At 64.4% G+C, this 25074-nt stretch carries 26 protein-coding genes; 10 read left to right on the top strand and 16 right to left on the bottom strand.

What is annotated here, in order from left to right:
* Positions 1 to 60: 60 nt before the first annotated feature.
* Entirely contained in the window at positions 61 to 1644 is a 1584-nt protein-coding gene (locus AAFH49_RS06395; RefSeq protein ID WP_342296705.1) for a MutS-related protein, read from the bottom strand.
* Between the two features lie 136 nt (positions 1645 to 1780).
* Here AAFH49_RS06395 and yiaA point away from each other — a divergent pair, with 136 nt between their 5' ends.
* Together yiaA and AAFH49_RS06385 are read left to right on the top strand one after the other, a co-directional pair.
* On the top strand, positions 1781 to 2185 hold the full coding sequence (gene yiaA / locus AAFH49_RS06390; RefSeq protein WP_342296703.1) for an inner membrane protein YiaA: 405 nt from the start codon (positions 1781 to 1783) through the stop codon (positions 2183 to 2185).
* 18 nt (positions 2186 to 2203) lie between these two features.
* The gene (locus AAFH49_RS06385; RefSeq protein ID WP_342296701.1) at positions 2204 to 2893 is read left to right on the top strand and encodes a TIGR02117 family protein; all 690 of its coding nucleotides are present in this window, start codon (positions 2204 to 2206) and stop codon (positions 2891 to 2893) included.
* 238 nt (positions 2894 to 3131) lie between these two features.
* Here the strand turns inward: AAFH49_RS06385 and AAFH49_RS06380 are convergent, their stop codons facing one another.
* Positions 3132 to 3380, bottom strand: a complete 249-nt coding sequence (locus AAFH49_RS06380) for a hypothetical protein (RefSeq protein WP_342296699.1) — start codon at positions 3378 to 3380, stop codon at positions 3132 to 3134.
* Between the two features lie 232 nt (positions 3381 to 3612).
* Between AAFH49_RS06380 and AAFH49_RS06375 the strand changes: the two genes are divergently transcribed.
* The gene (locus AAFH49_RS06375) at positions 3613 to 4074 is read left to right on the top strand and encodes a LexA family protein (RefSeq protein WP_342296698.1); all 462 of its coding nucleotides are present in this window, start codon (positions 3613 to 3615) and stop codon (positions 4072 to 4074) included.
* A 108-nt stretch (positions 4075 to 4182) separates the two neighbouring features.
* Positions 4183 to 5514, top strand: a complete 1332-nt coding sequence (locus tag AAFH49_RS06370; protein WP_342296697.1) for a Y-family DNA polymerase — start codon at positions 4183 to 4185, stop codon at positions 5512 to 5514.
* An 81-nt stretch (positions 5515 to 5595) separates the two neighbouring features.
* Here the strand turns inward: AAFH49_RS06370 and AAFH49_RS06365 are convergent, their stop codons facing one another.
* The 3 genes from AAFH49_RS06365 to AAFH49_RS06355 all read right to left on the bottom strand — a co-directional run bounded on the left by AAFH49_RS06365 (position 5596) and on the right by AAFH49_RS06355 (position 9230).
* Entirely contained in the window at positions 5596 to 8433 is a 2838-nt protein-coding gene (locus AAFH49_RS06365; RefSeq protein ID WP_342296696.1) for a S8 family peptidase, read from the bottom strand.
* A 151-nt stretch (positions 8434 to 8584) separates the two neighbouring features.
* On the bottom strand, positions 8585 to 8842 hold the full coding sequence (locus AAFH49_RS06360; RefSeq protein WP_342296694.1) for a hypothetical protein: 258 nt from the start codon (positions 8840 to 8842) through the stop codon (positions 8585 to 8587).
* Positions 8843 to 8921: 79 nt separating this feature from the next.
* Positions 8922 to 9230 carry a hypothetical protein gene (locus AAFH49_RS06355; protein WP_342296692.1) on the bottom strand — a complete coding sequence of 103 codons (309 nt, stop codon included), beginning with the start codon at positions 9228 to 9230 and terminating at the stop codon, positions 8922 to 8924.
* A gap of 192 nt (positions 9231 to 9422) precedes the next feature.
* On the opposite strand from AAFH49_RS06355, the gene AAFH49_RS06350 reads away from it, so the two are divergent.
* Positions 9423 to 9866, top strand: a complete 444-nt coding sequence (locus AAFH49_RS06350) for an energy transducer TonB (RefSeq protein WP_342296691.1) — start codon at positions 9423 to 9425, stop codon at positions 9864 to 9866.
* Positions 9867 to 9872: 6 nt separating this feature from the next.
* On the opposite strand, the gene AAFH49_RS06345 is transcribed toward AAFH49_RS06350, so the two are convergent.
* Both AAFH49_RS06345 and AAFH49_RS06340 read right to left on the bottom strand, forming a co-directional pair.
* A complete protein-coding gene (locus tag AAFH49_RS06345) occupies positions 9873 to 10427 on the bottom strand; it encodes a hypothetical protein (RefSeq protein ID WP_342296689.1) in 555 nt (184 codons plus the stop codon).
* Between the two features lie 70 nt (positions 10428 to 10497).
* On the bottom strand, positions 10498 to 11310 hold the full coding sequence (locus AAFH49_RS06340; RefSeq protein ID WP_342296688.1) for a universal stress protein: 813 nt from the start codon (positions 11308 to 11310) through the stop codon (positions 10498 to 10500).
* A 221-nt stretch (positions 11311 to 11531) separates the two neighbouring features.
* On the opposite strand from AAFH49_RS06340, the gene AAFH49_RS06335 reads away from it, so the two are divergent.
* The 5 genes from AAFH49_RS06335 (at position 11532) to AAFH49_RS06315 (ending at position 16417) form a co-directional block, all read left to right on the top strand.
* Entirely contained in the window at positions 11532 to 13001 is a 1470-nt protein-coding gene (locus AAFH49_RS06335; RefSeq protein ID WP_342296687.1) for a L,D-transpeptidase family protein, read from the top strand.
* 351 nt (positions 13002 to 13352) lie between these two features.
* Positions 13353 to 14171 (top strand): universal stress protein, encoded by an 819-nt coding sequence (locus AAFH49_RS06330; protein ID WP_342296686.1) that lies wholly within the window; start codon positions 13353 to 13355, stop codon positions 14169 to 14171.
* Positions 14172 to 14223: 52 nt separating this feature from the next.
* Positions 14224 to 15087: a universal stress protein gene (locus AAFH49_RS06325; RefSeq protein ID WP_342296684.1), complete on the top strand. Its 864-nt coding sequence runs from the start codon at positions 14224 to 14226 to the stop codon at positions 15085 to 15087.
* A 71-nt stretch (positions 15088 to 15158) separates the two neighbouring features.
* Positions 15159 to 15998: a universal stress protein gene (locus AAFH49_RS06320; protein WP_342296682.1), complete on the top strand. Its 840-nt coding sequence runs from the start codon at positions 15159 to 15161 to the stop codon at positions 15996 to 15998.
* A gap of 254 nt (positions 15999 to 16252) precedes the next feature.
* The gene (locus AAFH49_RS06315; protein ID WP_342296680.1) at positions 16253 to 16417 is read left to right on the top strand and encodes a hypothetical protein; all 165 of its coding nucleotides are present in this window, start codon (positions 16253 to 16255) and stop codon (positions 16415 to 16417) included.
* Here the strand turns inward: AAFH49_RS06315 and hemF are convergent.
* The 9 genes from hemF to ccoN all read right to left on the bottom strand — a co-directional run bounded on the left by hemF (position 16414) and on the right by ccoN (position 25065).
* Positions 16414 to 17376, bottom strand: a complete 963-nt coding sequence (hemF, locus tag AAFH49_RS06310) for an oxygen-dependent coproporphyrinogen oxidase (RefSeq protein ID WP_342296678.1) — start codon at positions 17374 to 17376, stop codon at positions 16414 to 16416. The two genes, AAFH49_RS06315 and hemF, sit on opposite strands and share 4 nt — an antisense overlap.
* Positions 17377 to 17471: 95 nt before the next feature.
* Entirely contained in the window at positions 17472 to 18404 is a 933-nt protein-coding gene (locus tag AAFH49_RS06305) for a universal stress protein (RefSeq protein WP_342296676.1), read from the bottom strand.
* A gap of 83 nt (positions 18405 to 18487) precedes the next feature.
* Positions 18488 to 19213 (bottom strand): sulfite exporter TauE/SafE family protein, encoded by a 726-nt coding sequence (locus tag AAFH49_RS06300; protein WP_342296674.1) that lies wholly within the window; start codon positions 19211 to 19213, stop codon positions 18488 to 18490.
* Positions 19214 to 19217: 4 nt separating this feature from the next.
* The gene (locus AAFH49_RS06295; RefSeq protein WP_342296673.1) at positions 19218 to 19679 is read right to left on the bottom strand and encodes a FixH family protein; all 462 of its coding nucleotides are present in this window, start codon (positions 19677 to 19679) and stop codon (positions 19218 to 19220) included.
* 153 nt (positions 19680 to 19832) lie between these two features.
* Positions 19833 to 21242 (bottom strand): cytochrome c oxidase accessory protein CcoG, encoded by a 1410-nt coding sequence (ccoG, locus tag AAFH49_RS06290; protein WP_342296672.1) that lies wholly within the window; start codon positions 21240 to 21242, stop codon positions 19833 to 19835.
* Positions 21243 to 21412: 170 nt separating this feature from the next.
* A complete protein-coding gene (locus AAFH49_RS06285; protein WP_342296670.1) occupies positions 21413 to 22285 on the bottom strand; it encodes a cbb3-type cytochrome c oxidase N-terminal domain-containing protein in 873 nt (290 codons plus the stop codon).
* Positions 22282 to 22614: a hypothetical protein gene (locus AAFH49_RS06280; protein ID WP_342296669.1), complete on the bottom strand. Its 333-nt coding sequence runs from the start codon at positions 22612 to 22614 to the stop codon at positions 22282 to 22284. The genes AAFH49_RS06285 and AAFH49_RS06280 overlap by 4 nt, the downstream gene beginning before the upstream one ends.
* Positions 22608 to 22811, bottom strand: coding sequence for a hypothetical protein (locus AAFH49_RS06275; RefSeq protein WP_342296668.1), 204 nt, complete (start codon positions 22809 to 22811; stop codon positions 22608 to 22610). The genes AAFH49_RS06280 and AAFH49_RS06275 overlap by 7 nt, the downstream gene beginning before the upstream one ends.
* 67 nt (positions 22812 to 22878) lie before the next feature.
* A complete protein-coding gene (gene ccoN / locus AAFH49_RS06270) occupies positions 22879 to 25065 on the bottom strand; it encodes a cytochrome-c oxidase, cbb3-type subunit I (protein ID WP_425293318.1) in 2187 nt (728 codons plus the stop codon).
* Positions 25066 to 25074: the final 9 nt, after the last annotated feature.

The following is a 25074-nucleotide window of genomic DNA, read 5'->3' as shown; positions in this document are numbered from 1 at the left end:
CGGTGTTCGTTGGCGAAGCCGGAAAAGTTGCCGTTTGGGTCGAATGAGTGCGTAATGTGCTCATCCGGCGGCATCCAGCGTGCGGCTCAGGGCCAGGGCTTGCTGCACGATGCTGGCCGGGTAGCCCGCCCGCGCCAGCAGCCGGATGGCGTTGCGGGTAGTGAGCGGGCCGGGCTTGAGCTGGTAGTCGAAGTACCAGTCGGTTTCGGTCACGGTTTCGGAGAAGTGGTATTCGGTGAAGGCCGGGGCGAGGAGCGCACCCAACTCGCCATCGTGCGTGGAGGCCACCACCAGGCTGTGGGCTTGCAGGTGCGCCAGCACCGCCTGTGTGGCCGCAATGCGCTCCACCGTATTGGTGCCCTTGAACAGCTCATCGAGAATAAACAGGTAGCCGCCCGTCTCCGCCTGCTGAATAAAGCCCAGCACCGCCTCAGCCTCGGCAAAATAATAGCTCTTGCCCTCGGGCAGGTTATCGGCCAGGTTGATGCTGGACACCACCCGCCGGAACGGGGCCGCGTAAGCCGCCGCCGGGCAGGTGGCAATGGTCTGGGCCAGTAGCGTATTGAGCCCAATGGTGCGCATGAACGTGGTTTTGCCCGACATATTCGAGCCCGTGAGCAGCACGCTGGCCTCGGTCACGACCAGGTCGTTGGGCACGCAGCCGGGCACCAGCGGGTTGTAAGCCGCCGTGAGGTGCAAGCCGGTTTCTTCGGTTGTAAAAACCGGCACGCAGTGTAAGAATCTTGCCCGGAAGCCGGATACCGCCACCGCGCAATCGGCGTAGCCCACGGCCTCGTACACGGCCCGGATGGCGTCGGCGTGTTGCTCCACGTCGCGTCGGCAGCGGTGGTACACGATGAAATCGAGCAGCAGCACAATCTTGATGTATTCCAATATCAGCCACGGCAGGGCGGCCAGGTCGGATTGCAGCTGGCCCTCGAACTGCAAAAAGGCCACCTTTTTCACGAGCGAGCCCAGCCGGCCCAGCGGCGCGGCCAGTCCGCTTAGCGCAGGCAGCGGCAGGCCCAGGCGGCTTAAATCGAGCCCGGTGCGATAGAGGCTGCCCAGCTGCAGCATGGGCCGCACGCCGGCCACCACCCGCGCCCGGCTCCAGATGTGCAATACCGTGTGCACCAGCAGCTGCCCTCCCGTGAGCAGCCATAGCGCCGGCGCCCAGAAGCCGCCCACAACCGTGGCCAGCAGCAGCAGCACCAGCGCTGGGGCCGCCGCCGCCCAGGGCAGCTCGGGCAGGGGCTCGCCGGCCAGCAGGTCGGCCAGGTAGTAGGCGGCGGTGGAGGTGAGACGGCTGAGGGCCAGCTGCACCCGGCCGCGCTCGGTGGGCCGGGCAGCGAAGAACCCGGCCGCTTCGTCGAACTCCCGCAGGGCCGTCGCATCATCCAGCGGGCTGCGCAGGCGGTGGTAGAGGCACTGCTGGCCCACGCGGCTCACGGTGCCGTCGAGCAGCGTGAACAGCTCGTCGCCGTTCAGGTCGGTCCAGGTTTGCTGGTCGAGCCGGTGGTAAGCAGGTTCGGCGGGCACTGCCGCGTGGTAGCGGGCAATGAGCGGGAAGTTGCGAAAGCGGGCCGTGGGCTGCCGCCATTCGGCATCGAGGGCGGCCAGCCGCTCGGAGGTTGAAGTCCACATGGAAAGCGAGGGGAGGGGCCGCCGCAGACGGCGGCAGCCGGACAAAAGTACAGGCCGCCGCCGGTTGCCCCGGCCCGTGGCCTATCCGATTTTTGCCGTACTTGGCGGCGTTAAACTCAACCATTTCCACACAAGCATGAACCCCCAACCGCAACCGTCCAACGCCTTTATCGCCGCTTCCTGGGTAGCCCTGCTGGCCGGCCTGGCCGCCTTCATCATCGGCCTCTGGAACGCCGCCATGCCCCTGAACGAGAAAGGCTACTACTTCACGGTGCTCATGTACGGCCTGTTTTCGGCCATTTCCCTACAAAAAAGCGTGCGCGACCGCCTCGAAGGCATCCCTGTAACCAACATTTATTACGGCCTGAGCTGGTTTTCTACCGTACTGTGCATTCTGCTGCTCACTGTTGGGCTTTGGAACGCCACGCTCACCCTGAGCGAAAAAGGCTTCTACGCCATGTCGTTTCTGCTGAGCATGTTCGCGGCCATTGCCGTGCAGAAGAACACCCGCGACAGCCAGCGTTCCGGCGTTGCTCAATAAATCCGCTTACCCCAATCTATGTCGCTCACGCTTCGCAAAACCCTAAAATTCACTGGCTACACCATTGGCGGCATTATCGGCGTGGCAGCGCTCTACGTCGGCTCGGCCCTGGCGCTGTCGGCCATTCCGGTAGCCAAAACCGACCCCAACGCCCCGGCCGACGTCACCGTGTTCCTGCACACCAACGGCGTGCACACCGACATCGTGCTGCCCATCAAAACCGACCAGATTGACTGGAATCAGCTGCTGCCCATCGCCAACATTCCCTCGCAGGACAGCACCATGCGCTACATCGCCTTCGGCTGGGGCGATAAAGGCTTTTACCTCGACACGCCCACCTGGGCCGACCTCAAGTTCAGCACCGCCTTTGTTGCCGCGTTCTGGCTGGGCTCCTCGGCCATGCACACCACCTACTTCCACAGCCTCGCGCCCGGCCCCGAAACCATCCCGCTCCATCTCAGCCGCGCCGAGTACGCCCGCCTGATTGCCTACATCCAGCGCAGCTTCGCGCTTGATGCCGCCGGTCACGCCCAGCATATCAAAGGCCACAGCTACGGTCAGGACGATGCTTTCTACGAAGCTCACCGCGTCTACAGCTTCTTGTACACCTGCAACACCTGGACCAACAACGCCCTGAAAGCCAGTGGCCAGCGCGCTTGTCTTTGGACGCCTTCCGATAAAGGGATTTTCCACATCTACGGCCGGTAGCCGGGGTATTGGACAGATTTCCAGACCGTCATGCAGAGCGCAGCGAAGCATCTTGCCCGCCACCACTAATCCAATCAATAAGGATTACTGACTGCGGGCAAGATGCTTCGCTGCGCTCTGCATGACGGTCTTCTTTTATCCGTGACAGAACCCACCCCCCAAAACAAACCGACCCCGCCGGCGGTGAAGCCAGCGGGGTCTTAAGGGATGGAACCATCGGGCGAACGGCCGGCGCGGCCTAGTTCAACCATACGTCCGCCACTTGCTCGAAGCGGTGGGCGGCAAAAGCCCCGTAGGGACGCTCGGCATAAAAACCAAGGACGTGCACCTGCGGATGGCCGGTGCGCACGTGCGGCAACACGCGCACGGCATACACGCGGCCGGCCTCGGGCCAGTCGCCAACGTAGTCGGCCGGACGTTGCGCGTCGTTCACGCAACGGGCAAATTGCTGCAAGGGCAGCGGCGTAGGGAGCTTGACGTTTGACATACCCAAAGATACAATTATTACGGTAAACTAAAAAATTTGGAAAGAATTTTATTTAGGCTTTTTCGAGGAGTAGTTGGGTGATTTCATATGTTCAACATGATTATCCCATGAAGGTTGTAAAATTTTGAATGGAAGGTTGTTGTGTAATGGGTAGGGTAGGGTGAAACAATTGGCTAATTTATTTAGTAATTAGCGGTGCGGACTGTTGTCGCTAAATCACCTGAATATTGTTATGCTTGCATCTATTTGCGATTTTATCGCTGCTCCTCTTTTTAGCACTCGGGAGCTGCCGTTGTTTAGTTGCCCGGTGCCGGCCGGCTTCCCCTCGCCCGCCGACGACCAACTCGATGCGCCGTTCGACCTGACGCAGCATTTGTTCCGAAATCCGGCCTCTACTTTCCTGGCCCGCGTCAGCGGTGACTCGATGACCGGGGCCGGCATCCACCCCGGCGACCTCGTGGCCGTGGACCGCGCCCTGCGCCCTGGCCACGGCAGCATTGTGGTGGCCGTGGTGGAGGGCGAGCACACCATCAAACGCTTGCAGCTGCGCGCCGGCCAGCCTTGGCTGGTGGCCGAAAACGCCCGCTACCCGCCCCTGGCCGTGAGCCGCGACATGGGGCTGGTGGTGTGGGGCGTGGTCACGCACGTTATTCATTCGCTGGGTAATAATGGGACGGGCGGGGGCCGGAAGTAGCCCGGCCCCGCTGCTAGGGTACGTTACAAACGTAGGTCCCGCGTTCCTACACATGGTTATAAACCGATAGATGGTTGAATTTCCCCGCCCAACTCCACATTCAGGTCTATGTATGCCCTCGTCGACTGCAATAATTTCTATGTTTCCTGCGAGCGGGTGTTTGCGCCGCAACTGGAAGGCCGGCCCGTGGTGGTGCTTTCCAACAATGACGGCTGCCTGATTTCGCGCTCCGACGAAGCCAAGGCCCTGGGCCTGAAAATGGGCGAGCCTTACCATCTCGTGCGCCCGTTGCTGGAGCAGCACCAGGTCCGCGTATTCTCCTCCAATTATGCCCTGTATGGCGACATGAGCCGACGCGTGGTGCAGGTGCTGAGCCACTTTGCCGCGGGCGTAGAGGTCTATTCGATTGACGAGGCCTTTCTGGATTTTCGGGGCATGAACCTGCTGGCCCCCGACTTGCTGAAATACGGCCAGAAGCTGCGCAAAACGGTGATAAAGCACACCGGTATTCCGGTCTGCGTAGGCATCGGCCCTACCAAAACGCTGGCCAAGCTGGCCAACCGCCTGGCCCGCAAGCAGGGCACGCAGGGCGTGCTGGTTCTGGCCACGCCCACTGAATGCGAGGCAGCCCTGACCCAAACCGCTATTGCCGACGTGTGGGGCATCGGCCGACGCTACGCCCGCAAGCTGTTGGAAATGAATGTTGATACCGGCGCGGCCCTGGCGGCCCTGCCCGAGCCCTGGCTGCGCCGCCACTTGGGCGGCGTGGTGGGCCAGCGCCTGTGGCGCGAGCTGCACGGCCAGCCCTGCCTAGACTGGAACCCCGCCGAATGGGACGACGACGGCGACCAGCTGCGCCCCGGTGCGGCCAGCCGCCACAGCGTCACCTGCACCCGTTCTTTTGGTCGGCCGCAGCGCGAGGCGGCCGTGCTGGCCGAGGCGGTGGCCACCTTCGCTGCCAAAGCGGCCGTAAAGCTGCGCCACCACGGACTGGCCGCGCACCTGGTAACCATTATTCTGGGCACCGACCGGTATGCGCCTACTGCCGAGCCGGCCACCCGCACCGCCGTGCTCAGCCTGCCCGAAGCGACAAACGACACCGCCTTGCTCACGCAGGCGGCCCTGCGCGGCTTGCTCCAATTGCGCCGGCCCGGTGTGGCCTACCACCGCGCCGGGATACTGCTCAGTGGGTTAGAACCGGTAGGGCAGGCACAATTGGCCCTGTTCAGTGCCCCAGCGGCCGACCAGCAGCGCCGCCAGCAACTGATGACAACTCTGGACGCGCTGAATATGCGTTACGGCCGGCCCCTGGTGCAGCTGGCGGCGGCCGGCGTGGCGAAGTCTGCTACGGGCCAGCCGCTGGCCCCGGCCTGGGCGGGGCGCTCCGCTCACCGGTCGCCGCGCTACACCACCGGCTGGGACGAGCTTTGGACGGTGTGACCAGTCGGTAAACGGCTGCCAGGCAAAGCGTCACTTTCTTTTATAAAAGTGCCTATTATCAGTGCTGATTCGGGCATCTTTTTAGCGTAGCAATACAGATTTGGTAAGTACGCCGCCGGTTCCCTGTGCCCGCAGTATATATAACCCCGGTGCCAAGCCGGTCAGGTCGAGAGTGGCGGCGATGCCGCTGGCAGCTTGTTGGCGGACCAATTGCCCCAGCGCATTGCGCAGCAGCAGCTCACGCAAACCCAAATTTGCCGCTACTTCTACCCGCAGTAAGCCGGTAGCAGGGTTAGGATAAATACTGAAGCCGTCAACCGTCGCTGGGCGCGTGGGCAGTACCGCACTATAAACCGCCGCCGCCGCATCGGCTGAGGCTTGGAGTTGCGCCAGCGTGGGCGCGGCCAGCATGGCGAAGGCCACCGTGGTAGAGTCGCCGGGGGCTAGTCGGGCCAGGCGGGTGCCCACTACCTGCGATACATCGGCACCGTTGGGCAGGCCGGCGGTGCGCTGGGCGCGTGCGGTGCCGCTGCTCAGGGTTAGGAATTTTTCGGCTAAGGAAAAGCCGTCGGCCAGGCGGATGGGGGAGCCGGCGGGCGCGCCACCATCGATGGAATACACGGCCGGCGTGCCGCCGCGCAGCAGCCGGATGCCCGCGTAGGCCACCGGGGGCGTGGTGCCGGCCGGGCCGCCCAGCGCGTAGCAGTAGCCCAGGGCGCGGGCGGTGTCGTAAGCGGCGGCGTTGCGGGCCGCGCCGTCGGGGTTGGGCAGGTCCCAATCGGTGAAAATGCCGGCGTATAGCGGTTTGAGGGTATCGGCGGTGAGGTTCTTGAGCGAATATTCCAGCACCACAAAGTCGCGGCGGCCGGGCGTGGCCCAGGCGTAGGCGCGCTGGCGCACGGCCACGCCCACGCTCCGCACGCGGCTGCCGGCTACCGGAATGGTATCCTGAAAGGCCACGCGGGCTTCCTGGTCGGCGCGGGGGCCGGGCTGCTGGCGGGTGGCCTGGCGCAGGCTGAAAAACGACTGGCGCGACTGCCCGCCGCTGGTGCGCAGCCGGTCCGAAACGCGCGTGGGCGTGGTGGCCAGCAGCAGGCCGCCCTCGCTCAGAATGTTGCCGCTGGTGCGGTAGGTGAGGCCCGCGCCTATGGTGCCGGCCAGGTTATCGAAACCCTGATTGCCCCGGCTGGTGAGCGTGAGGGTCAGGTCGTTGGCGTTGAGAATGACGTAGTCGGGGTTCAGCATCAGGTCCACGTACTGGTCATACTGAAAGCCGCCCGTGTCGGTAATGCGGTAGCGCAGCGTTGCGGTGGTATTGAGCGGAATACCGCTGGCGGCCACGGCCAGCCGGAAGGGCGCGGTGAAGTTGGTAGCGCGGGCCAGCGTGGCCATATTCCCCACCGCAAAGCTGCCTTGCCGCACCGTGATGTAGGGCGAGAGCGAAGTGAGCGTGACCGTGAGGCCGGCCACCGGCTGCAATAGGTTCTGCACGTCCACGGCCAGGCGCAAGGTGTCGCTGGGCGCGTAGGCGGGCCGGGCGGGCAGGAACGTGCTGGCGATGACGCGGGCTTCCTTGGGGTTGGCGGTGAGGGCGCGCAGCACATTGAGGCGGCCGGTGCCGAGGCGGCCAGCCCAGGCCGCGTTGGCGGGCAGGCCGTCGATGTTGTCGGTGGTCTGGCGCAGGCGGGCCATCACCTGAGCCGCCGTGAGCTGCGGGAAACGCCACCGCACCAGCGCCGCCGCCGCCGCCGCCAGCGGCGCGGCAAACGAGGTGCCGCCCACGGCCACGTAATCTGCATCGGCCACGCCGCCGGCCGATACCGTGTGGTAACCCTGCGTGGTGAGGATACTCAGGCCCGGGGCCACCATATCCACGCGGTGGTTGAAGGTGGCAGCGGGGCTTTTCTGGTCGGTGCTGCTCACACCCGATACCGACAGCACGTGGTCGTAGGAAGCGGGGTAGAAGAGGATGTCGGCGCTGGTGTTGCCGGCGGCGGCTACCACCACGGCGTCGCGGTTCACGGCGGCGTAGGTGATGGCATCCTGCTCGAAGCGCGAGTAGCCACCCGGCGCGCCCCAGCTCATGTTGATAATCTGGCAGCCGTGGTCGGCGGCGTACACGATGGCTTCGTAGCCGGCAAAGCTGCCCGTGGGCGTGTTGGGGTAAATATTCAGGGGCAGAAACCGGCACTGGTTGCCCAGGCCGGCAATACCAAGGCCGTTATCAGTGCGGGCGGTGGCCACGCCGGCCACCAGCGAGCCGTGGATGATGTTGATGTCGTAGCCACAGTCGTTGTCGTTGTTGGCCAGGTCCCAGCCGGTGAAATTGTCCACGTAGCCGTCGCCGTCGTCGTCGCGGCCGTTCACGGGGTCGGCGTAGTTGTGCTTGATTTGCTGACGGAGGTCCTCGTGGGTGAGGCGTACGCCGCCGTCGGTGATGCCGATGACGATGCTGCTGTCGCCGCGCGTCACGTCCCAGGCGCGGTAGGCGCGGATTTGCTTGAGATAAAACTGGCTGGCCGTGAGGCTGGTGAGCGTAGAATCGGCCCGGGGGTCGTTGGGCTGGTACATCGGCTCACGGATGTAGAGTGGCTCCACGTACTCCACGGCCCCGGTGCCCAGCAGCACGGCCCGGGCGCGGTCAAACGGCACGGCGGCGGGTAGCTCGATTTGATAAATGCCCCGCAAATCCACGCTACCGGGCCGCTCGGCGCTGGGGGCCTGGGCACGCGGGAATTTCTGCCGTAAATCGTGAGCATTCAGGGATTTTAGCGCGGCTTCGAGCGTAACCGGGGACTGGCCGGAGCGTAGTTTCAGCACCACGCGGCCGGGGATAGTGGGCGGTGCGGCCAACGCCGAAACCGACTGCCCCAGTCCAATTATCAACAAGAAAAATAGGGCGCGTAACGTGTTTTTCATCAGGCAGAAGCGTCGCGGTGAGATTGTAGTTAAAGATAAGTGCTTACGTAGTTATTGTGCGGTCTGGATTAATTGGTAAGGGCCGAAAAAGTAAAGCCGCTGCTTCGGCAGAAGCAGCGGCTTTGGCTGGCAAGGACCGTGAGGCGGGCCCTTACTTGGGGTTGTAAAATTTGTAAGGCTTGGGCGATTTGGTCGTTTTGAAGGACTCCAGCTTGTGGGGTTTCAAGTCGAGAACCGGGCGGCTGCCGCCATTCTCAGCACGGAAGTGGGCCTTGTTGTTTTTGCCCCGGCCCGATTCTGAAGTGTGGGAAAACGCACGCTTTTTCAGCTTGGGGCGCGACTGCGCAGTGGCCGGAAGGGTCAGACTCAGGCCGAAACCCAGAAGCAGCAGTGAGAAAATCTTGTGCATGACGGTAAAAAAGACAGTGAACTGAAGGGAGGGAATACTTTTGGAAAGTGCTTTTGAAGAGGATTAAGCCATTAATCAGCTACAATAAGGCCTGTACGTCGTGGCCCAGGTTTTCGATGTCCTGCCGCAGCTGCTGCCAGGGGCCGGGCTCGGCGCCGGGGGCGGGAGTGCCGGCCTGCGTGAGCTGGGCCGCCAGGCGGGCGCGCTTGGCTTCAAGGGCAGCGGCGTGGGTTTCGTAAGTGTTAGTTGAGCCGGCGGCCGTGGCGTGGGCGCGGTTGTGCAGGGTCTTGATTTTGGCGTCCAGCTCATCGAGGGCCAGGCGCAGGTTGGCGGCCGAAAGCTGCGGGTCGCGCGGAGCGGACGCATCGGAAGTAGGAGAGGGAACCATAAGCGGCGAAGTAAGGGGCGGACTAGCAGGGTATTGTACTGATTTCGGGGCCGAAAGGATGCCAGCCCAACCCGCCGCGCACCCGCTGGCTATGTTACCAACATTACCACAACAAAAGGATAATTCTGAGGGCTCTGAGCCAGCAACGGGGGCGTGTAGCTTTGTACCATAGAACTTTAGCCGGACCACCTTATGCTTTGCCGTTTCGCGCTGGTTGCTGGATTGATTGCGGCGGCCAGTGGTTTGGCCCAGGCCCAGACGGCTTCAGCCGATGTGCCGGCTCAAACCGACAGCGGAACTGCCGCCGCCCCGGCGGCTCCCACCGTCTACTTCACGGCCGAGGAGATGCCTGCCTTCCCGGGCGGCGACGCGGCGCTGGTAAAGTTCCTGAGCAGCAAGGTGAAATACCCCGCCGCTGCGCTCGACCGCAGCCTGTCGGGCAAAGTGCACGTCACCTTCACCGTGGACCCCGCCGGCCACCTGCACGACCCGCGCGTGGTGCGCGGCCTGGGCAGCGGCCTCGACGAAGAAGCCCTGCGCCTCGTGCGCCTCATGCCTTGGTGGACGCCCGGCAAAGTCCACGGCCAGCCCGTGTGGGTGAGCATGACCATGCCCATCGTATTCCGGGCGTTGTAAAATTCATCAACCCCCAAAAGCCCGCGGCAGGCCCAACTCCCGCGCCAGCGGGGCCGCACCCGACTGCCAAAGCGCAGCCAACACGGCGTTGGCGGTTTCGGCCAGCTCCAGGTGGAAATCCTCGTGCAGACGGGTGGTTTGGCGGAGGGCTTCCTGGGTGCGCTTGGCCAGGTGCTGAAGCAGGGGCTGGGTGGGGCCATGCAGGCGCGCCGTGCTGGCGGCCTGATGCCGGAACACGTTGGCCAGCAGCCGCCAGCTAAGCTCAGCTTCGCCGAAGGCATCATCGGTGATTTTGGCGTGGTAAGCCAGCCGCGCCTGGAGCTGCCGCAGAATAACCAGCAGGTCGTTAGGCATTTGGTGGAAGCCCCGCACGGGGTCGTCGACCTGGGTGCGCAGGACGGCGCGGCGGGTTTCCAAGGCCTCGGGTCCTTCGAGCAGGCGGAAGGCCAGTTGTTCGGTCAGCACCGCGTCCTGGGCCACGAGGCGGGCCAGGAGCTGGTCTTTTTCTTTTTGCGGCAGCTGCAACAGGGCTTTGCGGAGGTCGGGCGAAAGGGCGGGCATGGGGTGGCGCTACGCGGGCGGGAGTTCAGCCGCAAACTACGCGCCCCGCGCCCGGAAGGTGCCCCGGGGCCTACTTCGCCGGCAGCACCAGGATGGGCAACGCACTGTCCAGCAGCAGCTCGGCCGTAACGCTGTTATGAAATAGCTTCCCCAGGAAGCTGCGCTCGCGGGCCACCACCACCAGCAAATCGAAGTCGTGGGGCTGGGCTACCTGCAAAATGCCCCGGGCAGGGCTGGCGTTGGTCACGCTGCGGGCGTGGGCCGGGGGCAGGTCGAGCAGCAGGCCGGTTTGCCGCACCGATTCCAGGGCGGCGGGGTCCAACTCGTGGCGGCCGGCCGATACGTTCAGCACGGTCACCTCGGCCTTCAGATTCGTGAAGATTTCCTGCATGGTGCCCGCGTGCGCGCCCAGGCTGAAGGGCTCCCCGTCCACGGCCATCAGCACGCGGCGGGGCGGGGCCGTGCTGGCCACCAGGTGGGGCACCACCAGCATGGGGTAGGGGTGGTGCCGCAGCAGGTCCAGCGACGTGGTTTGCACCAGCTCATCGGGCAGGTCCGAGTGGTCGGGGCGGCCCAGCACTATCAGGGCGGGGTGGTGGCGGGCCACGGCATCGGCTACGGCTACTTCAACGCGGCCGTAGCCTACCTCGGCCACCACGGGCACCGGCAGGCCGCGTGCCACGCTATTGAGAGCCAGCGCCACGGCTTCCTTGCTCAGGTTGGAAAAATTGCCCGTGAAGTGCTCCGGGTCGAGCGCGGAATCGCGGCGCACGTGCAGCAATACCAGGCGCGCGTGGAGCGGCCGGGCCAGGTTGGTAGCATAGTCCAGGGCGCGGTTGGCGGCCTGAAAAAAGTCGGTGAGAATGAGCAGGGAGGACGTCATGAGTGGGTAAGGGCTGGTGAAAGAGAGCGGGACAAAGAACCGGCCTGCGCTATGCCGGTCAGCTATAATAAGTTAGTAAAAATGCCTGATTTTTATCATGTTCCACGGGGTGAGGTTGGCCTTATAATGGGGTTCCGGCATTGGGCCGAAAGCCCGGCAGCTGATTTGCTTAAGTAATATATATTAATTACTATTATAAAGAATTATACTTGCTGATTCCGATGGTTGCTCTCCGCCTCCTGCCGGTTTGCCTGTGCCTGGTCCTGACGGCCCCGGGGGGCGGCCTCGTGCCCGGCTGGCGCGTGCCAGAGTCGCCCCCGGCCGTCATCGAACCCGCCAGCCCACCACCCACCGAGTCCGTGGCCCACTACATTCAGGCGCTGCTTGATACCACGGCCGCCGGCAGCCTGCGCGCCGCCGACGAGTCGCGGGGCCTGCAGGCGGGGGCCACCGTGCGGGCATTTTTCGGGGCCGCCTATGCTCCGGCCTGGGGCACCGCGCCCGATAGCCTCAACACCCGCGCCGCCCTGGCCCTGCTGGCCCGTGCCGCCGAGCACGGCCTGAGCGCCGCCGACTACCACCTGGACCAGCTGCTGGCCCTGCGCGATTCGCTGGGCCGCGCCCGGCACCCGGCCGCCGCCCAGCAGGCCCGCCTCGAAGTGTACCTCAGCGATGCGGTGCTGGCCTTTATGCGCGATTTGCGGCGCGGGCGACTGCGGCCCTACACGGTGTCGGTGGGGGAGAAGGCTGCCGGGCCGGGCCGGCAGCCGGCCTCGGTGCTGCGTGCCGCCCTGGCCGGCCACAACGTGCCCGCCGCCCTGCGGGCCAGCCAGCCCGCCAACCGCGAGTACCGCCAGCTGCAACAGGCACTGGCGCAGTGGCTGGCCGCCCCGGTGCTGCCCGACTCGGCGGCCCGGCGGCGGGCGCAGTACGAGCAGGTGGCCCTGAACCTGGAGCGCTGGCGCTGGGATGGCATCCCGGAAGCCGAATACATCCTCATTAACCTGCCCGCCTACGAGTTGGAGGTCATCGCCCGCGACTCGGTGCAGCGCCGCCACCGCGTGGTGGTGGGCAAGCCCGAAACGCCCACGCCCACGCTCAGCAGCCGCCTTAGCTACTTCACCCTGGCCCCCGACTGGCACGTGCCGCAGTCCATTGCCACGAAGGAAATCCTGCCCCGCCTCAAGAAGGACCCCGGCTACCTGTACCGCAACAACTACCGCCTCACCGATGCCCAGGGCCGGGGCCGCAACCCCTGGCACATCAACTGGGCCAACGTCACGCCGGAGAACTTCGATTTTACCATTCGGCAGTCGGCCTGCTGCGATAATGCCTTGGGCAACATCGTGTTTCGCTTTGCGAATCCGTATTCCATCTACCTGCACGACACGCCGGCGCGGTCGCTGTTCAAGTCTCCTCGTCGCGCCCTTAGCCACGGCTGCATCCGCCTGCAGAACCCCATGCTGCTGGCGGCCTACCTGCTGCGCCGCGAAGGCCGCCCCGTGCAGCTGCCCACCGAAGACGAGTGCGCCGAGATGCCGCGCCCCCGCGATGTGCGCCTGGCCCGCCCCTTGCCCCTGTACGTGCGCTACGCCACCTGCACCGCCGAAAATGGTCAGCTCCGCTTCCTGGCCGATGTGTACCACCGCGACGAAGCCCTGCGCCAGGCGCTGTTCGGCCTGCGGCCCTAGCTTGGGCTCGGTAGTGTCCGGTTTATGATATAAATCATATTGTAAGGCGATTAACATCACGGCGGCGAGGGGACGATTTCTCGATATTTGAACTGCCGCCGTCTCAACCCAATTCTGTCCTCACCACCCCAAAACCGCCGCCTATGCAACCGCTGATACTGCTGTTTTCGGTGCTGCTGGCCAGCCTGCTGACCCTGCTGGGGTGGCGGCTGGAGGCCAATGCTCACCGTCCGGCCTAGCGCCCCAGAGCGGCTACCTGCTCCGGCTGGGGGATTGGCTTATTTTCAGCTAATGCTTCGAATTGGTCTGGATTTCAATTTTTTACTTGCTCTGTTTGCGCTTTTTCTAGCTATGAATCATTCGCCCGCCCTCGTCGTCCTCACCGATTTTTTTGCAGTTTCCAACCGCACACTCTCGTATGCGGCGGGGCTGGCGGTGCCGCTGCACGCCCATCTGGTGCTGCTGCACGTGCGCCGCGATGGCCTGCTGGCCCCGGCCGAGTACAGCCACCACAGCACCAGCACCGAGCGGCAAACGGCCCGGCAGCTAAAGCACCTGGCTGCCGGCCAGGAGGTGCCCACCGAAGTGGATATTTCGGAGGACTTCCTGCCCGAAGCCGTGGAGGACGTGGTGCGCCGCCACCACCCGCTGCTGCTGGTGCTGGGCCGCCCCGGCTCGGCCACCATGCCGGCCGAAATCGTGACCAACGCGGCCATGGACCTGCTCCGGCACGCGCCCTTTCCGCTGCTGGTGGTGCCCACCGTGGGCTGGGACGTGCTGCCGCCCCGCCGGCTGCTGCTGGCCGTGGATGGCCAGTCCTTCAAGCTGCCCGAAACCCGTCACTTGCTGACCCGCCTGCTCCAGGCCAACCAGGGTACGCTCGATGTGGTGCACGTGGCCACCGACGACGCGCCGGCCTCGCCCGATGTAATGGCCAGCATTTACCAGCACGGCATGCTGAAGGAGGTAGATGCCCACCGGGTGCACCGCGTGCGGCAGCCCACCGTGGTGGGGGGCGTGTTGCAGCAAGCTGGTGATATGGAGGCCGATATGCTGGTGGTGGTGGCCCGGCGGCACAGCCTGCTGGGCGGCCTGTTCCACCGCAGCGTCACGGCGCAGCTCATTCAGGAAAGCCCCATTCCGGTGCTGGTGCTGCCCGCCGAGGAGTAGCGTGGCAGGAGTATTCGGGGTGTTTTAATCGTTGTTTTTTCGGCTCAAGGTCATGAATCCATCTGTTCTGGTACTCGCCAATCTGTCGGACTCGGCGGCGCAGGCCACGCGGTGGGCGGCCGTGCTGGGGGCCCCGCTCCAGGCCCGGCTTGAGCTGCTGCACCTATGCTCAGGCCCGGAGTCGGACCCCGAGCCGGCTACGCTGGCCGGCATTCATGCTTACAATAGCCAGGCCGAAACCGCTCAGGCCCTCGAAGCCCTGGGGCATCAACTGGCCATGCCCACCGGCGTCACCATCTCCCAGGAGCCCCTCGCCGAAGCCGTGGCCACGGCCGTGCACCAGCACCACCCGCTGCTACTGGCCCTGGGCCTGAGCGAGGAACACACCCTGCTCGACCACCTGATGCACAACCGCGCCCTGCCCGCGCTGCGCGCCACCCACCGCCCCCTGCTGCTGGTGCCCGAAGACGCGCCGGAGCCCCGCCTGCCGCGCCGCGTAGTCATCGCCGTCGATGCCGAGCCATTTCAGCTTAATGCTGCCGCCCGGGCCCTGGCCCCGCTCATGGCCGCCTGGCACTCCTCCTACACCGTGGTGCACGTCACGGCCGCCCCCGAGCCGCTGGCCCTCTCCAGCCGCATGGCCCTGGCCGATGTGCGGGCCAGCCACCTGCTGCCGCCCGCCACGTCGCTGGTGTTGCAGGAGTCGCACCACCCCATCCCGGCCACCGGCATCGTGGAGGCGCTCTACGGCCCGCGCATCGACCTGCTGGTGCTCATCGCCCGTACGCGCAGCTTTTTGGGGCGGCTGTTTCACCGCAGCGTCACGGCTCAGGTGCTGCGCCACACGCCCGTGCCGGTGCTGCTGCTGCCCGCCGAAGCCCCCGAAATCCCCGACTGGATGCCCAGCATGAGCTGAGGAATTGAATGCTAAGGCATTACCGGACTGCTGACCATGATGCTGTTCTGCTCCCTTTTTTTCGCTTCGTCATGCAACCCAACTTCGTTGTCTTAACCGATTTTTCGCTCGCGGCCGAGCGGGCCCGGGTGTACGCGGCCGCTCTGGCCACGCCCCTCAAGGCCGACCTGCACCTGATACACGTCTTCCTGCCGCAGCCCATCGTCGGGGAATACGGAACGGTGCTGCCCATCCTCGACGAGCAGTACGTGCCCGCCACCCGGCGCAGCCTCCAGCAAGTGGCTGCTGCTATGCCCGTGCACGCCACCGCCGAACTGCTGGAAGCCGACTGGCCCAGCGCCATCGAGCAGGCCCTGCGCGAGCACCACCCGCTGCTATTGGTGTCCGGCCTCACGGCCACCAGCGGCTACCTCGACGAGTGGCTGAGCAACCGCACCCTGCCCTTGGTGCGCCAAACCAACTTCCCGCTGCTGCTCGTGCCCGAGCACCTGCCCGATGCCGCCATGCACCCGCCCCGCCGCCTGGTGCTGGCCCTGGAAGCCGACCAGGCCTTCGCCCTGGAGCCGGCGGCCACGGCCGTAATCCCGGTGCTGCATGCCCTGGAGTGCGAAATCCTGCCCGTGACGGTGCAGCCGCCCGGTGCCCCGGCCGGCACCGGGGCCGGCTACGCGGCGGCCCAGGCGTGCGGGCTGGCCGCCACCACGCCCGGCAGCGAGCTGCGCCCGGTGCGGAGCGAGCTGCCCGCATCCGGTGTGCTGCAAGCGGTGCACGACCTGAACGCCGACCTGCTGGTACTGCTCGACCAGGGCCACGGCTGGATGCACAAGCTGGTCAGCGGCAGCGTGATTGACCATGTGCTGCGCTACACCAAAGTGCCGGTGCTGCTGCTCTCGGCCCACCCGCGCGGCTGAGGTGGGGGCGGCCAGCCAAGACTGGCCGCCGCCATTTAAGCTCCTGGGTTTGCCGGCAACAGTCCAGGTAAAATGATAAAAGTCAGCTATTGGTGTGATACTGATTATTAAATGTGTGGGAAGCATGCGACAGCTTTGCGAGTAGTGCTCAGCAGTCCGGCTGCACAGCGAACCAACGGGCCGGAACTGGGCCCACGCGAACGGCTTTATTTATCAATCAAGCGGAGGATTTCGAAATGCTTCCTGCCAGGTACATGCAAGTTTCTGCCGACCATCTGCAACTGGTTTTTGTGGCATCCACGGTTTCGGCGGCGTGGGGCGTGGGGTGGGTGGCCACCACGGTGCCAGCCCCGCGTGTGGGCCAGATTTCCATCCCCCCGACGCCGGTGCGGGTGCGACTGACGGTGGTGCCGGCCTAAGCCGCCACCCCGCCCGCGCCCACGGCCAGCCAGTCGATTCCCTGGCGGAGCCACTGCTGCGAGGCCGCTTCGGCCGAGGCCGGTTCGGGCGTGAGGTTGTAGTGCCAGTCGGCCTGCGGGGGCAGGCTCATGAGGATGGATTCGGTGCGGCCGCCGGTTTCGAGGCCGAAGCGGGTGCCACGGTCGATGGCCAGGTTGAATTCGGCGTAGCGCCCCCGGCGCACGCGCTGCCACTGCTGCTCGCGCTCGGTGTAGGGCAGCGGCGCATTCTTGCGCATAATGGCGCTGTAGGCGCGGCCGTACACCTCGCCCACGTCCTGCACGAAGGCGAATAATTCCTCAAACAGGCCGTCGCGCCCCACCGTGAGGCGGTCGAAAAAGATGCCGCCCACGCCGCGCGTTTCCTGGCGATGAGGCAGGTAGAAGTATTCATCGGCCCAGGCCTTGAAGCGCGGGTAGTAGTCGGGATTGTGGCGCTGGCACACTTCTCGAATCTGCTCGTGGAACCAGCGGGCCTGCTGCGCATCCACGTAAATCGGGGTCAAATCGAGCCCGCCGCCGAACCAGGCTTCGCCGTTGCCGGCCTCGAAGTAGCGCACGTTCATGTGCGAGATGGGCACGCGCGGGCTGCGCGGGTGCTGTACCACGCTCACGCCGGTAGCAAAATAGCGGCGGTCGGGCATGAGCAGTTGGCGGGCGGCGGTTTCGCTCATCTCGCCCCGCACGGCTGAGAAGGCCACCCCGCCCTTCTCCAGAATGTGGCCGTGCTGGAGCACACGGGTGCAGCCGCCGCCCCCGCCGGCGTGGGTCCAGTCTTCGGGCACGAAGCGGTGGCCGCTGCCGTCGGCGGCTTCAAGGCGGTGGCACAGCCAGTCCTGAAACTGCCGCATCCACTGCTCAACCATGGCGCGCGGCGTAGCGACAGGGAGGGTTTGGGGTTGTAAAACGGAGGGTTCCATGAGTGAAATCAGTAAGACTGAGAGAAAAAGAACGTCATGCTTCATCTGGCGTCCGCGCAGTCGAAGCATGACCGTTCAAATGATTGTCCAAACGGCTACACCCAGTTCACGCCGTGGTAGGCGGCGCGGCTGCTGGCGGTGGCCGTAGCCCCGGCCGGAGCTTCCTGCCGGGCCAGGCGCTCGGCGCATTTATCGCAGCACTGCACGGCGGGCTGGCGCTCGGCGGCGCGCAGCACCAGCACCGGAATCTGGGTGTGGTAGGCCCGCGTGGTGGTGTAGCAGGCATCGAAATAGCGCAACAGCTGGGCCGGACTGGCGGGCGCAATTACCAGGAGCTGGGCCTGAATGTGGGCGCAGAACTCGCTGATACCCTCCAGAGGGGCGTCGTCTTCGAGCAGGTGCAGGGCGCTGGGGGCCGCCCAGGCCAACTGGGCGGCGGCTTTGGCTAGACCCTGGCGCAGGCTGCGCCGCTGCGGCCGCTGAGCCGGCGCGTAGAACTGCACCAAATCGAGCGGGGCGGTGGGGAAGGCGCTTTCCAAGGCGGCCAGGCGGGGCAGCACGGTGGGGTTGAGGGTGCCAAAATCGGCCAGGAACACCAGGCGCTGGGGCAGCGAGCGGCGGCCCGGCGGTACTACCAGCACGGGGCAGGTCACGAGTTCGGTGAGGGCGGCGGCGTGGTTGCCGGGTGCTTCCTGCCGGCCGCAGTCGATGTGCTCCAGGCCCATCACCACGAGGTCGGCGGCGCAGCGGGTGGCCTCGGCGCGGATGTGGTCGTGCAGGCAGCCGGCCAGCACCCGGTAATGGTAGCGGATACGGCGGCCGTCCTGCCGGGTGAGCTGCTGGTAGCGCAGGCGCTCCACCAGGCTCTGGAGGTGTTGCGTCTGGGCTTCGAGGGTAGTTACGATATCCGCGGGCTGGCAGTAGAGCAGCACAATCTCGGCCGGCCAGCGCACGGCCAGCTTGTTGGCGTAGGCGAGGGTGGCTTCGGTGGCGGCGGTGTGGTCGAGGGGAACGAGGATGGTTTTCATGGGGCTATTTTGGCGGCGCAGAATGCCGTTGTAAATGGTTGAAAATCTGCTTTTGGAGCAGTAGAATGCTATTGGTGAAAACCTTAATGGCAGTAATGCACGGTAGCCGGCTGAGGCCCGGCCGCTACGGCCGGGGCCTGCAGTTGCGGGCTTAGATATGGAATGCCCAGCCCCAATCCACGCACGATGAACAGCACCGCCAGCACCGAAGCTGCGTAGGGCACCGCCTGCCGCATGCGCCTGCGCCAGACCAGCGGCACCAGCTGCCCGCTCAGCGAAAGGCCCAGCATCAGCGGCAGCGTACCCAGGCCGAACAGCGCCATGTAGGCCGCCGCGCCCATCACGCCCGGCGCGCTCAAAGCCCCGGCCAACGCGAGGTACACCAGGCCGCAGGGTAGCAAGCCATTGAGCAGGCCCGTTGCAAACAGCGCTTGCCCCGACGACTGCTGAAACAACCGGCCCAGCGTGTTTTTCACCCAAGCCAGCGGCCGACTGAAACCCAGCAGGCCCGCCAGCCGCGCCGTGTGGCGCTCGGGCACCGCCACCAGCAGCAGAATCAGCACGCCCGAAGCAATGGACAGCCCCTGCTGCACGCCCGCCAGCCGCAGCCCCTGGCCCAGCAGGCCCGCGCCCGCGCCCAGCGTGGCGTAGGTGCTGGCCCGGCCCAGGTTGTAGAGCAGGCGGCCGCCCACATAGCGGAACCGGCTGGTGCCGGCCGCCGGCCCGGGCAGCGCCAGCGCAATGGCCCCGCACATGCCCACGCAGTGGAAACTGCCCAGCAACCCGAATAAAAAGCCGGCCCAAAGCATGGTTCTAGCGGATAATTAATTCTTTTTCGACGAAATAAGCCTGGTTGTCGGCGGTGAAATCGACCCGCACGCGCCAGTAGCCGGGCAGCATTTTGGCGGTGTTGAACTGTTGGTTGGTGCCGGTTTGCAGCGGCAGGTTGAAGTCCAGCTTCTGGTCGGAAGGGCGGAAGAAGTGGATGCTGCCGCGCACCGTTTGGCCGGCCAGGGTGGCGGGCATTTGCAGGGTGAGGCGTTGGGCGGCGGCATCGTGGTGCAGCTGCACGGGCGCGGGCAGTGCGGCAGTGCGCGCCACCGATTCCATGCGCTGCTGGTAGGCCAGCTCTTGCTTGTAGTAGTCGGGGCTGACGAGGTCGACGGTGGTACGCATGGCCTGTTGCACCATAAAACCGATGTAGCCGGCGAAGGCCACGAATACGGCAATGATGGCGTAGGGCCAGATGGTGCGGGGTTTGGAGGGAGTCATCATGTATAGGCGGATGGCGCGGGGCTTTGCCCCGTGTCTACTTATTGGCGGGCCTCTGGCCCGCAGGCGGTCGCGCCGTGCGGGTGTTGTTCAATGATTGCAGGCCAGAGGCCTGCGAATAATCGGCACGGGCCGCAGGCCCGCGCCATCCTTTCTCTACTGCACCGGCCCGAGGAATTTCGTGCTCGTCTCGGCCACCAGCGTGGAGCCGCTAAACAGGCCGATGCGGATTTTCTGGTTGGTGTGGTGGAGGGCGGCGCGGGGCAGCTCGGCGAAAAACACGCCCTCGGCGATGCCCTGGGCGGGCAGGGTGAGGGTGGAGGTGCTGACCAGGGAAATGGTGCCCTGCGCCGGTTCCAGCAGGCGCAGGGTGAGGGGATAGGGCTGGTTGGTTTTGTTGATGACCGATATGTTGTAGAGGTTGGTGATGGTGCCGTGGTCGGTTTTCTGGAAGAGCTGGCCGGGTGTGCGCAGCACGGTGGCCGCCACGTTGGAGCGCGACACCAACAGGCCGGTGAGCACAATCAGCAGGAAGGCCAGCACGCCGGAAAGGGCTTTCACCCGGCCGGTGAGGCGGAACTTGGTGCCCTCGGCAATGCCGTTCACCGAAGCGTGGCGAATGAGGCCTGGAGGCTTCTCAATCAGGGCCATGATGTTGTTGCAAGCGTCGATGCAGGCCGTGCAGTTGGTGCATTCGAGCTGGGTAGCGCCGTTGCGGATGTCGATGCCCGTGGGGCATACCTGAACGCACTGGTGGCAGTCGATGCAGTCGCCGGCGTTGCGGGTCTGGGTTTTGCGCAGCTTTTCGCGGGGTTCGCCGCGCTGGTAGTCATACGCTACCACGAGGCTGTCCTTATCCAACAAAACGCCCTGCAAACGCCCATACGGGCACACAATGGTGCACACCTGCTCCCGAAACCGCGCAAACACCGCGTAGAACAGGCCGGTGAAAACCGTGAGCGCCGCCAGCCCGCCCAGGTGGGCCGTGGGCGAATCAGTTACAATTTTCACCAGCTCCTCGGTGCCGATGATGTAGGCCAGGAAGGTGTTGGCAATCAGAAACGAGATGCCGAGAAACAGCGCGTGCTTGGTGGTTTTGCGCCAGAATTTGTCCCAGTCCAGCGCGCGGCGGTCGAGGGCTTTTTGTTGGGGCGCGTCGCCTTCCAGCCAGTACTCGATGCGGCGAAACACCATCTCCAGAAAAATGGTCTGCGGGCACACCCAGCCGCAAAACACCCTCCCATACACGACGGTGAACACGATGATGAACACCAGAAATGTGAGCGTGGCCAGCAGCAGAATGAAGAAATCCTGGGGCCAGAAAATCTGCCCGAAGATGATGAAGCGCCGGGCTGGCAGGTTGAGCAGCAGCACGGGCAGGCCGTGAATGCGCAGCCACGGCCCGGCAAAGAGCAGCGCCAGAAAGCCGTAGCTCAGCGCCTTGCGGTAGCGGTAGAGACGGCCAGCGGGCTTTTTGGGGTAGAGCCATACCCGCTCGCCCGCCGCACTTATCGTGGAGAGCGAGTCGCGGTACGAGTCGTCGGGCTTGAATTGGGTGGCGGGCATGGTGTTGACGGTTGGGGCGCGGCGCGGGCCGTAGCGTGGACTCTGCGAGTCCGCGTATGGGAGAGGATTCGTTCAATGCGCGGACTCGCAGAGTCCACGCTACAAGTCGTTCGGCTACCCTCTTTTTTGGAGAGGGGCCGGGGGTGAGGTTCCGGCGCTGAAGCGTTATGCTAAAGCTTTGCCACTGCCTTTGCAGGTGCCTCTTTCTCGCCCTGCGGCGGCTTGGCATTAGCTGGCTTGGTGCCTTGCAAACTCAGCACATAAGAGGCCACTTGCAGAATCTGCTTGCCCGAGAGCTTGCCTTTCCAGGCCACCATGCCCTTGCCATTCACGCCAAATTTGATGGTTTTGTAGACGTGGTTTACCTCGCCGCCGTGCAGCCAGAATTCGTCGGTCAGGTTGGGGCCGACTTTGCCCTCGCCGCTGGCCCCGTGGCAGGGCGCGCAATTGGTGGCGAAGATGCTTTTGCCGCTGCTCAGCTCGGCCGGCACCAGCAGGGGCTGGTAGGTGGTGAGCTGGTTGGGGTCGTCGGGCGTGGCGGCGATGAGCAGGGCGGCCTGCTGCATTTCGGCGGCGTATTCGGCACCCTGCAGCTGGCCGGTTTTGAGGACGTGGTAGTACGTAACGTAGCTGATGGCAAATACGATGGTGGCGTAAAAGCCATACTTCCACCACGGCGGCAGGTCGTTGTCGAACTCGTGGATGCCGTCGTAGTTGTGGTCGAGCAGCTCGTCGCGCACTTCTCCCTGCACCAGGCGGGCATCGCCCACCAGCAGGCCCAGCACTTGGCCGCTCCAGGTGTCGTGCACCGTGGGTAGGTCGTAGAGCTTGCGCAGCTGCGGCCGCATCCAAGCAACTAAGGCTACGAATAGCAGCAAAAACACCATCAGCACCAGAACCAGCGTACTCAGCACAAACCAGAGCAGGGTCCGTTGCGTGTCGGTGCCCGCCAGTGCGCTGGCTTCGGCCGCCTGGGCCAGGGCGGGGTGGGCAACTAGTAGCGCCGCCCCGGCCCCGTAAAGCAATTGGTGAGGGCGTATCATGCGTAAACCTCTTCTTGGGTGGCGATTTTGACCGGTGCGGTTTCAACCGGCGTGGCTTGGCTGGGGGCAATGGCTGGCGCGGCAGCAACTGGTGCTTCTGCCGCTTCCGGCTGCGCCTGCTGCGCTTCGTACCGATATTTTGCGGCCGAAGTCACCGAACCGGCAGTCACGACGGCCATCAGCAGCACCACGCCGGCGGCCCACCACACCACCCAGCTCAGCACGGTAGTTGAGTTGGGAGCCTCGTTTGGGGTAGCAGATTGGGCGGCGGCCGCGAAGCTGTTGAGCAGGCCCAGGAAAGTCAGCGGGAGGGTGCGGGTGGTTAGCATAACACGTCGTGGTTTAGGGTTGATTGGATGGTTTCCTCGTCGTCGAGCAGGGGCAGCTCGCTCATGGTGCGCAGGTGCTGGCGGCTGCTCAGCAGCACGTACACCAGCAGCCCCAGGAAGAAGAGCACGAAGATGCCCAGCGAGATAAGCGGATAGATTTCTACCCCGGCGATGGATTGCAAAACGTTCTTGTCCATGATTGTAGCGCGGACTTTTAGTCCGCGAGTAATGAGGTTGTGGGAGGTCGCGGACTAAAAGTCCGCGCTACTGTTTCACCTTGATATCCGTGCCCAGGCGCTGGAGGTAGGCAATCAGAGCCACAATTTCCTTGTCCGATTTCACCTCGATGTCCTCCTTTTTTAGCTCGGCCACAATGCCCCGGGCCTGGTTCTGCGCATCGGCCACGGCCAGTTTATCGAAGCCGGTGGGGTAGGGCGTGTTCAGGCTTTGCAGCACCCGGATTTTGTTGGGCAGCGTGCTGTAATCGATGTTATTCTCGAACAGCCACGGGTAGGGCGGCATGATGGAGCCGGGCGACATACTGGTGGGGTCCATCATGTGGTTGTAGTGCCAGGAGTTGGGGTATTTCTGGCCCACGCGCTGCAAATCGGGCCCGGTGCGCTTGCTGCCCCACAGGAAAGGCCGGTCATACACGTACTCGCCGGCCTTGCTGTACTCGCCGTAGCGCTCGGTTTCGGAGCGGAAGGGGCGCACCATCTGGGTGTGGCAGTTCGAGCAGCCTTCCTTGATGTAGAGGTCGCGGCCCTGCAATTCGAGCGGCCGGTAGGGCTTCACCGAGGCGATGGTGGGCACGTTCGACTTCACCAAAAAGGTCGGAATCATCTCCACCGCCCCGCCGATGGCAATGGCCACCGTGGCGCCTACGGCCAGCTGGAAGGGCCGGCGCTCGAGCCAGCGGTGCCAGTGGCCGGCCTGCACGTGCGGGTCCTGGGCTTCGGGCAGCAGTGCTGGGGCCTGGGCCTTTTCGTTGGCCAGCAGCGTGCCGGCCTGGGCGGTTTTGTAGAGGTTATACATCAGCAAAAACACGCCGCTGAGGTAGAGCACCCCACCGATGCCGCGCAGGTAGTACATGGGCACCAGCTGAATCACGGTTTCGAGGAAGTTGGGGTATTGTAGCATGCCCTCGGCGTTGAACTGCTTCCACATCAAGCCCTGCGTGAAGCCCGCCCAATACATCGGAATGGCGTAGAACAGGATGCCCAGCGTGCCCAGCCAGAAGTGCGTAGTGGCCAGTTTCTTCGAAAACAGCGGCGTTTTGTAGAGGCGTGGCCACAGCCAGTACAGCATTCCGAAAGTGAGGAAACCGTTCCAGCCCAAGGCCCCCACGTGCACGTGCGCCACAATCCAGTCGGTGAAGTGCGCAATGGCATTCACGTTTTTCAGCGAGAGCATCGGGCCTTCAAAAGTGGCCATGCCGTAAGCCGTGATGGCCACCACAAAGAACTTGAGCACGGGCTCCTCGCGCACTTTGTCCCAGGCGCCGCGCAGGGTGAGCAGGCCGTTTATCATGCCGCCCCAGCTCGGCGCAATCAGCATGATGCTGAAAGCTACGCCCAGGCTCTGAGCCCAGTCGGGCAGGGCAGTGTAGAGCAAGTGGTGCGGCCCGGCCCAGATGTAAATGAAAATCAGCGACCAGAAGTGAATGATGCTCAGGCGGTAGGAATACACCGGCCGCTCCGCCGCCTTGGGTAGGAAGTAGTACATCAGGCCCAGGTAGGGCGTGGTGAGGAAGAAGGCCACCGCGTTGTGGCCATACCACCACTGCACCAGGGCATCCTGCACGCCGGCGTAGGCCGAGTAGCTTTTGAGCCAGCTCACGGGCACTTCGGCCGAGTTGACGAGGTGCAAAACGGCCACCGTGATGAACGTGGCGATGTAAAACCAAATGCCCACGTACAGGTGCCGCTCGCGCCGCCGGGCAATGGTGCCGAACATATTCCAGCCAAACACCACCCAAATCACGGTAATAGCGATGTCAATCGGCCATTCCAGCTCGGCGTATTCCTTGCTGGTGGTGAAGCCCAGCGGCAGCGTGGCCACCGCCGAAAGGATAATCAGCTGCCAACCCCAGAAGTGGATTTTGCTAAGGACGTCGGAAAACATCCGGGCCTTGCACAGGCGCTGCAGCGAGTAGTAAACACCCGTAAAAATGCCGTTGCCGACGAAGGCGAAAATCACCGCGTTGGTGTGCAGGGGCCGGATGCGGCCGAAGGTGGTGTAGGCCGTGCCCATGTTCACCTCGGGCCGGGCCAGCTCGAAAGCGGCCAAAACGCCCACTGCCATGCCGATAATGCCCCAGATAACGGTGGCAATGCCGAAGTCGCGGACAATCTTATTATCGTAGAAAAAGGTGTCAACGGCCCGGTTCACAGCGCTTGGAATCAGGGGCGCTCGGGGGGCAGCAACGGGAGCTAGCGGTTCGGCCTGCATAAAGGGGGA

The organism is Hymenobacter segetis (genome assembly GCF_038448715.1).
Taxonomy (GTDB): Bacteria; Bacteroidota; Bacteroidia; order Cytophagales; family Hymenobacteraceae; genus Hymenobacter; species Hymenobacter segetis.
Note: the sequence above shows the minus strand (reverse complement) of the source record. Positions and strands in the feature narration are given on the sequence as shown.

Bases quoted from the DNA above. Each gene is read 5' to 3' on its own strand.
- AAFH49_RS06395 (WP_342296705.1), bottom strand. From the start codon at position 1,644: ATGTGGACTTCAACCTCCGAGCGGCTGGCCGCCCTCGATGCCGAATGG.
- yiaA (WP_342296703.1), top strand. From the start codon at position 1,781: ATGAACCCCCAACCGCAACCGTCCAACGCCTTTATCGCCGCTTCCTGG.
- AAFH49_RS06385 (WP_342296701.1), top strand. From the start codon at position 2,204: ATGTCGCTCACGCTTCGCAAAACCCTAAAATTCACTGGCTACACCATT.
- AAFH49_RS06380 (WP_342296699.1), bottom strand. From the start codon at position 3,380: ATGTCAAACGTCAAGCTCCCTACGCCGCTGCCCTTGCAGCAATTTGCC.
- AAFH49_RS06375 (WP_342296698.1), top strand. From the start codon at position 3,613: ATGCTTGCATCTATTTGCGATTTTATCGCTGCTCCTCTTTTTAGCACT.
- AAFH49_RS06370 (WP_342296697.1), top strand. From the start codon at position 4,183: ATGTATGCCCTCGTCGACTGCAATAATTTCTATGTTTCCTGCGAGCGG.
- AAFH49_RS06365 (WP_342296696.1), bottom strand. From the start codon at position 8,433: ATGAAAAACACGTTACGCGCCCTATTTTTCTTGTTGATAATTGGACTG.
- AAFH49_RS06360 (WP_342296694.1), bottom strand. From the start codon at position 8,842: ATGCACAAGATTTTCTCACTGCTGCTTCTGGGTTTCGGCCTGAGTCTG.
- AAFH49_RS06355 (WP_342296692.1), bottom strand. From the start codon at position 9,230: ATGGTTCCCTCTCCTACTTCCGATGCGTCCGCTCCGCGCGACCCGCAG.
- AAFH49_RS06350 (WP_342296691.1), top strand. From the start codon at position 9,423: ATGCTTTGCCGTTTCGCGCTGGTTGCTGGATTGATTGCGGCGGCCAGT.
- AAFH49_RS06345 (WP_342296689.1), bottom strand. From the start codon at position 10,427: ATGCCCGCCCTTTCGCCCGACCTCCGCAAAGCCCTGTTGCAGCTGCCG.
- AAFH49_RS06340 (WP_342296688.1), bottom strand. From the start codon at position 11,310: ATGACGTCCTCCCTGCTCATTCTCACCGACTTTTTTCAGGCCGCCAAC.
- AAFH49_RS06335 (WP_342296687.1), top strand. From the start codon at position 11,532: ATGGTTGCTCTCCGCCTCCTGCCGGTTTGCCTGTGCCTGGTCCTGACG.
- AAFH49_RS06330 (WP_342296686.1), top strand. From the start codon at position 13,353: ATGAATCATTCGCCCGCCCTCGTCGTCCTCACCGATTTTTTTGCAGTT.
- AAFH49_RS06325 (WP_342296684.1), top strand. From the start codon at position 14,224: ATGAATCCATCTGTTCTGGTACTCGCCAATCTGTCGGACTCGGCGGCG.
- AAFH49_RS06320 (WP_342296682.1), top strand. From the start codon at position 15,159: ATGCAACCCAACTTCGTTGTCTTAACCGATTTTTCGCTCGCGGCCGAG.
- AAFH49_RS06315 (WP_342296680.1), top strand. From the start codon at position 16,253: ATGCAAGTTTCTGCCGACCATCTGCAACTGGTTTTTGTGGCATCCACG.
- hemF (WP_342296678.1), bottom strand. From the start codon at position 17,376: ATGGAACCCTCCGTTTTACAACCCCAAACCCTCCCTGTCGCTACGCCG.
- AAFH49_RS06305 (WP_342296676.1), bottom strand. From the start codon at position 18,404: ATGAAAACCATCCTCGTTCCCCTCGACCACACCGCCGCCACCGAAGCC.
- AAFH49_RS06300 (WP_342296674.1), bottom strand. From the start codon at position 19,213: ATGCTTTGGGCCGGCTTTTTATTCGGGTTGCTGGGCAGTTTCCACTGC.
- AAFH49_RS06295 (WP_342296673.1), bottom strand. From the start codon at position 19,679: ATGATGACTCCCTCCAAACCCCGCACCATCTGGCCCTACGCCATCATT.
- ccoG (WP_342296672.1), bottom strand. From the start codon at position 21,242: ATGCCCGCCACCCAATTCAAGCCCGACGACTCGTACCGCGACTCGCTC.
- AAFH49_RS06285 (WP_342296670.1), bottom strand. From the start codon at position 22,285: ATGATACGCCCTCACCAATTGCTTTACGGGGCCGGGGCGGCGCTACTA.
- AAFH49_RS06280 (WP_342296669.1), bottom strand. From the start codon at position 22,614: ATGCTAACCACCCGCACCCTCCCGCTGACTTTCCTGGGCCTGCTCAAC.
- AAFH49_RS06275 (WP_342296668.1), bottom strand. From the start codon at position 22,811: ATGGACAAGAACGTTTTGCAATCCATCGCCGGGGTAGAAATCTATCCG.
- ccoN (WP_425293318.1), bottom strand. From the start codon at position 25,065: ATGCAGGCCGAACCGCTAGCTCCCGTTGCTGCCCCCCGAGCGCCCCTG.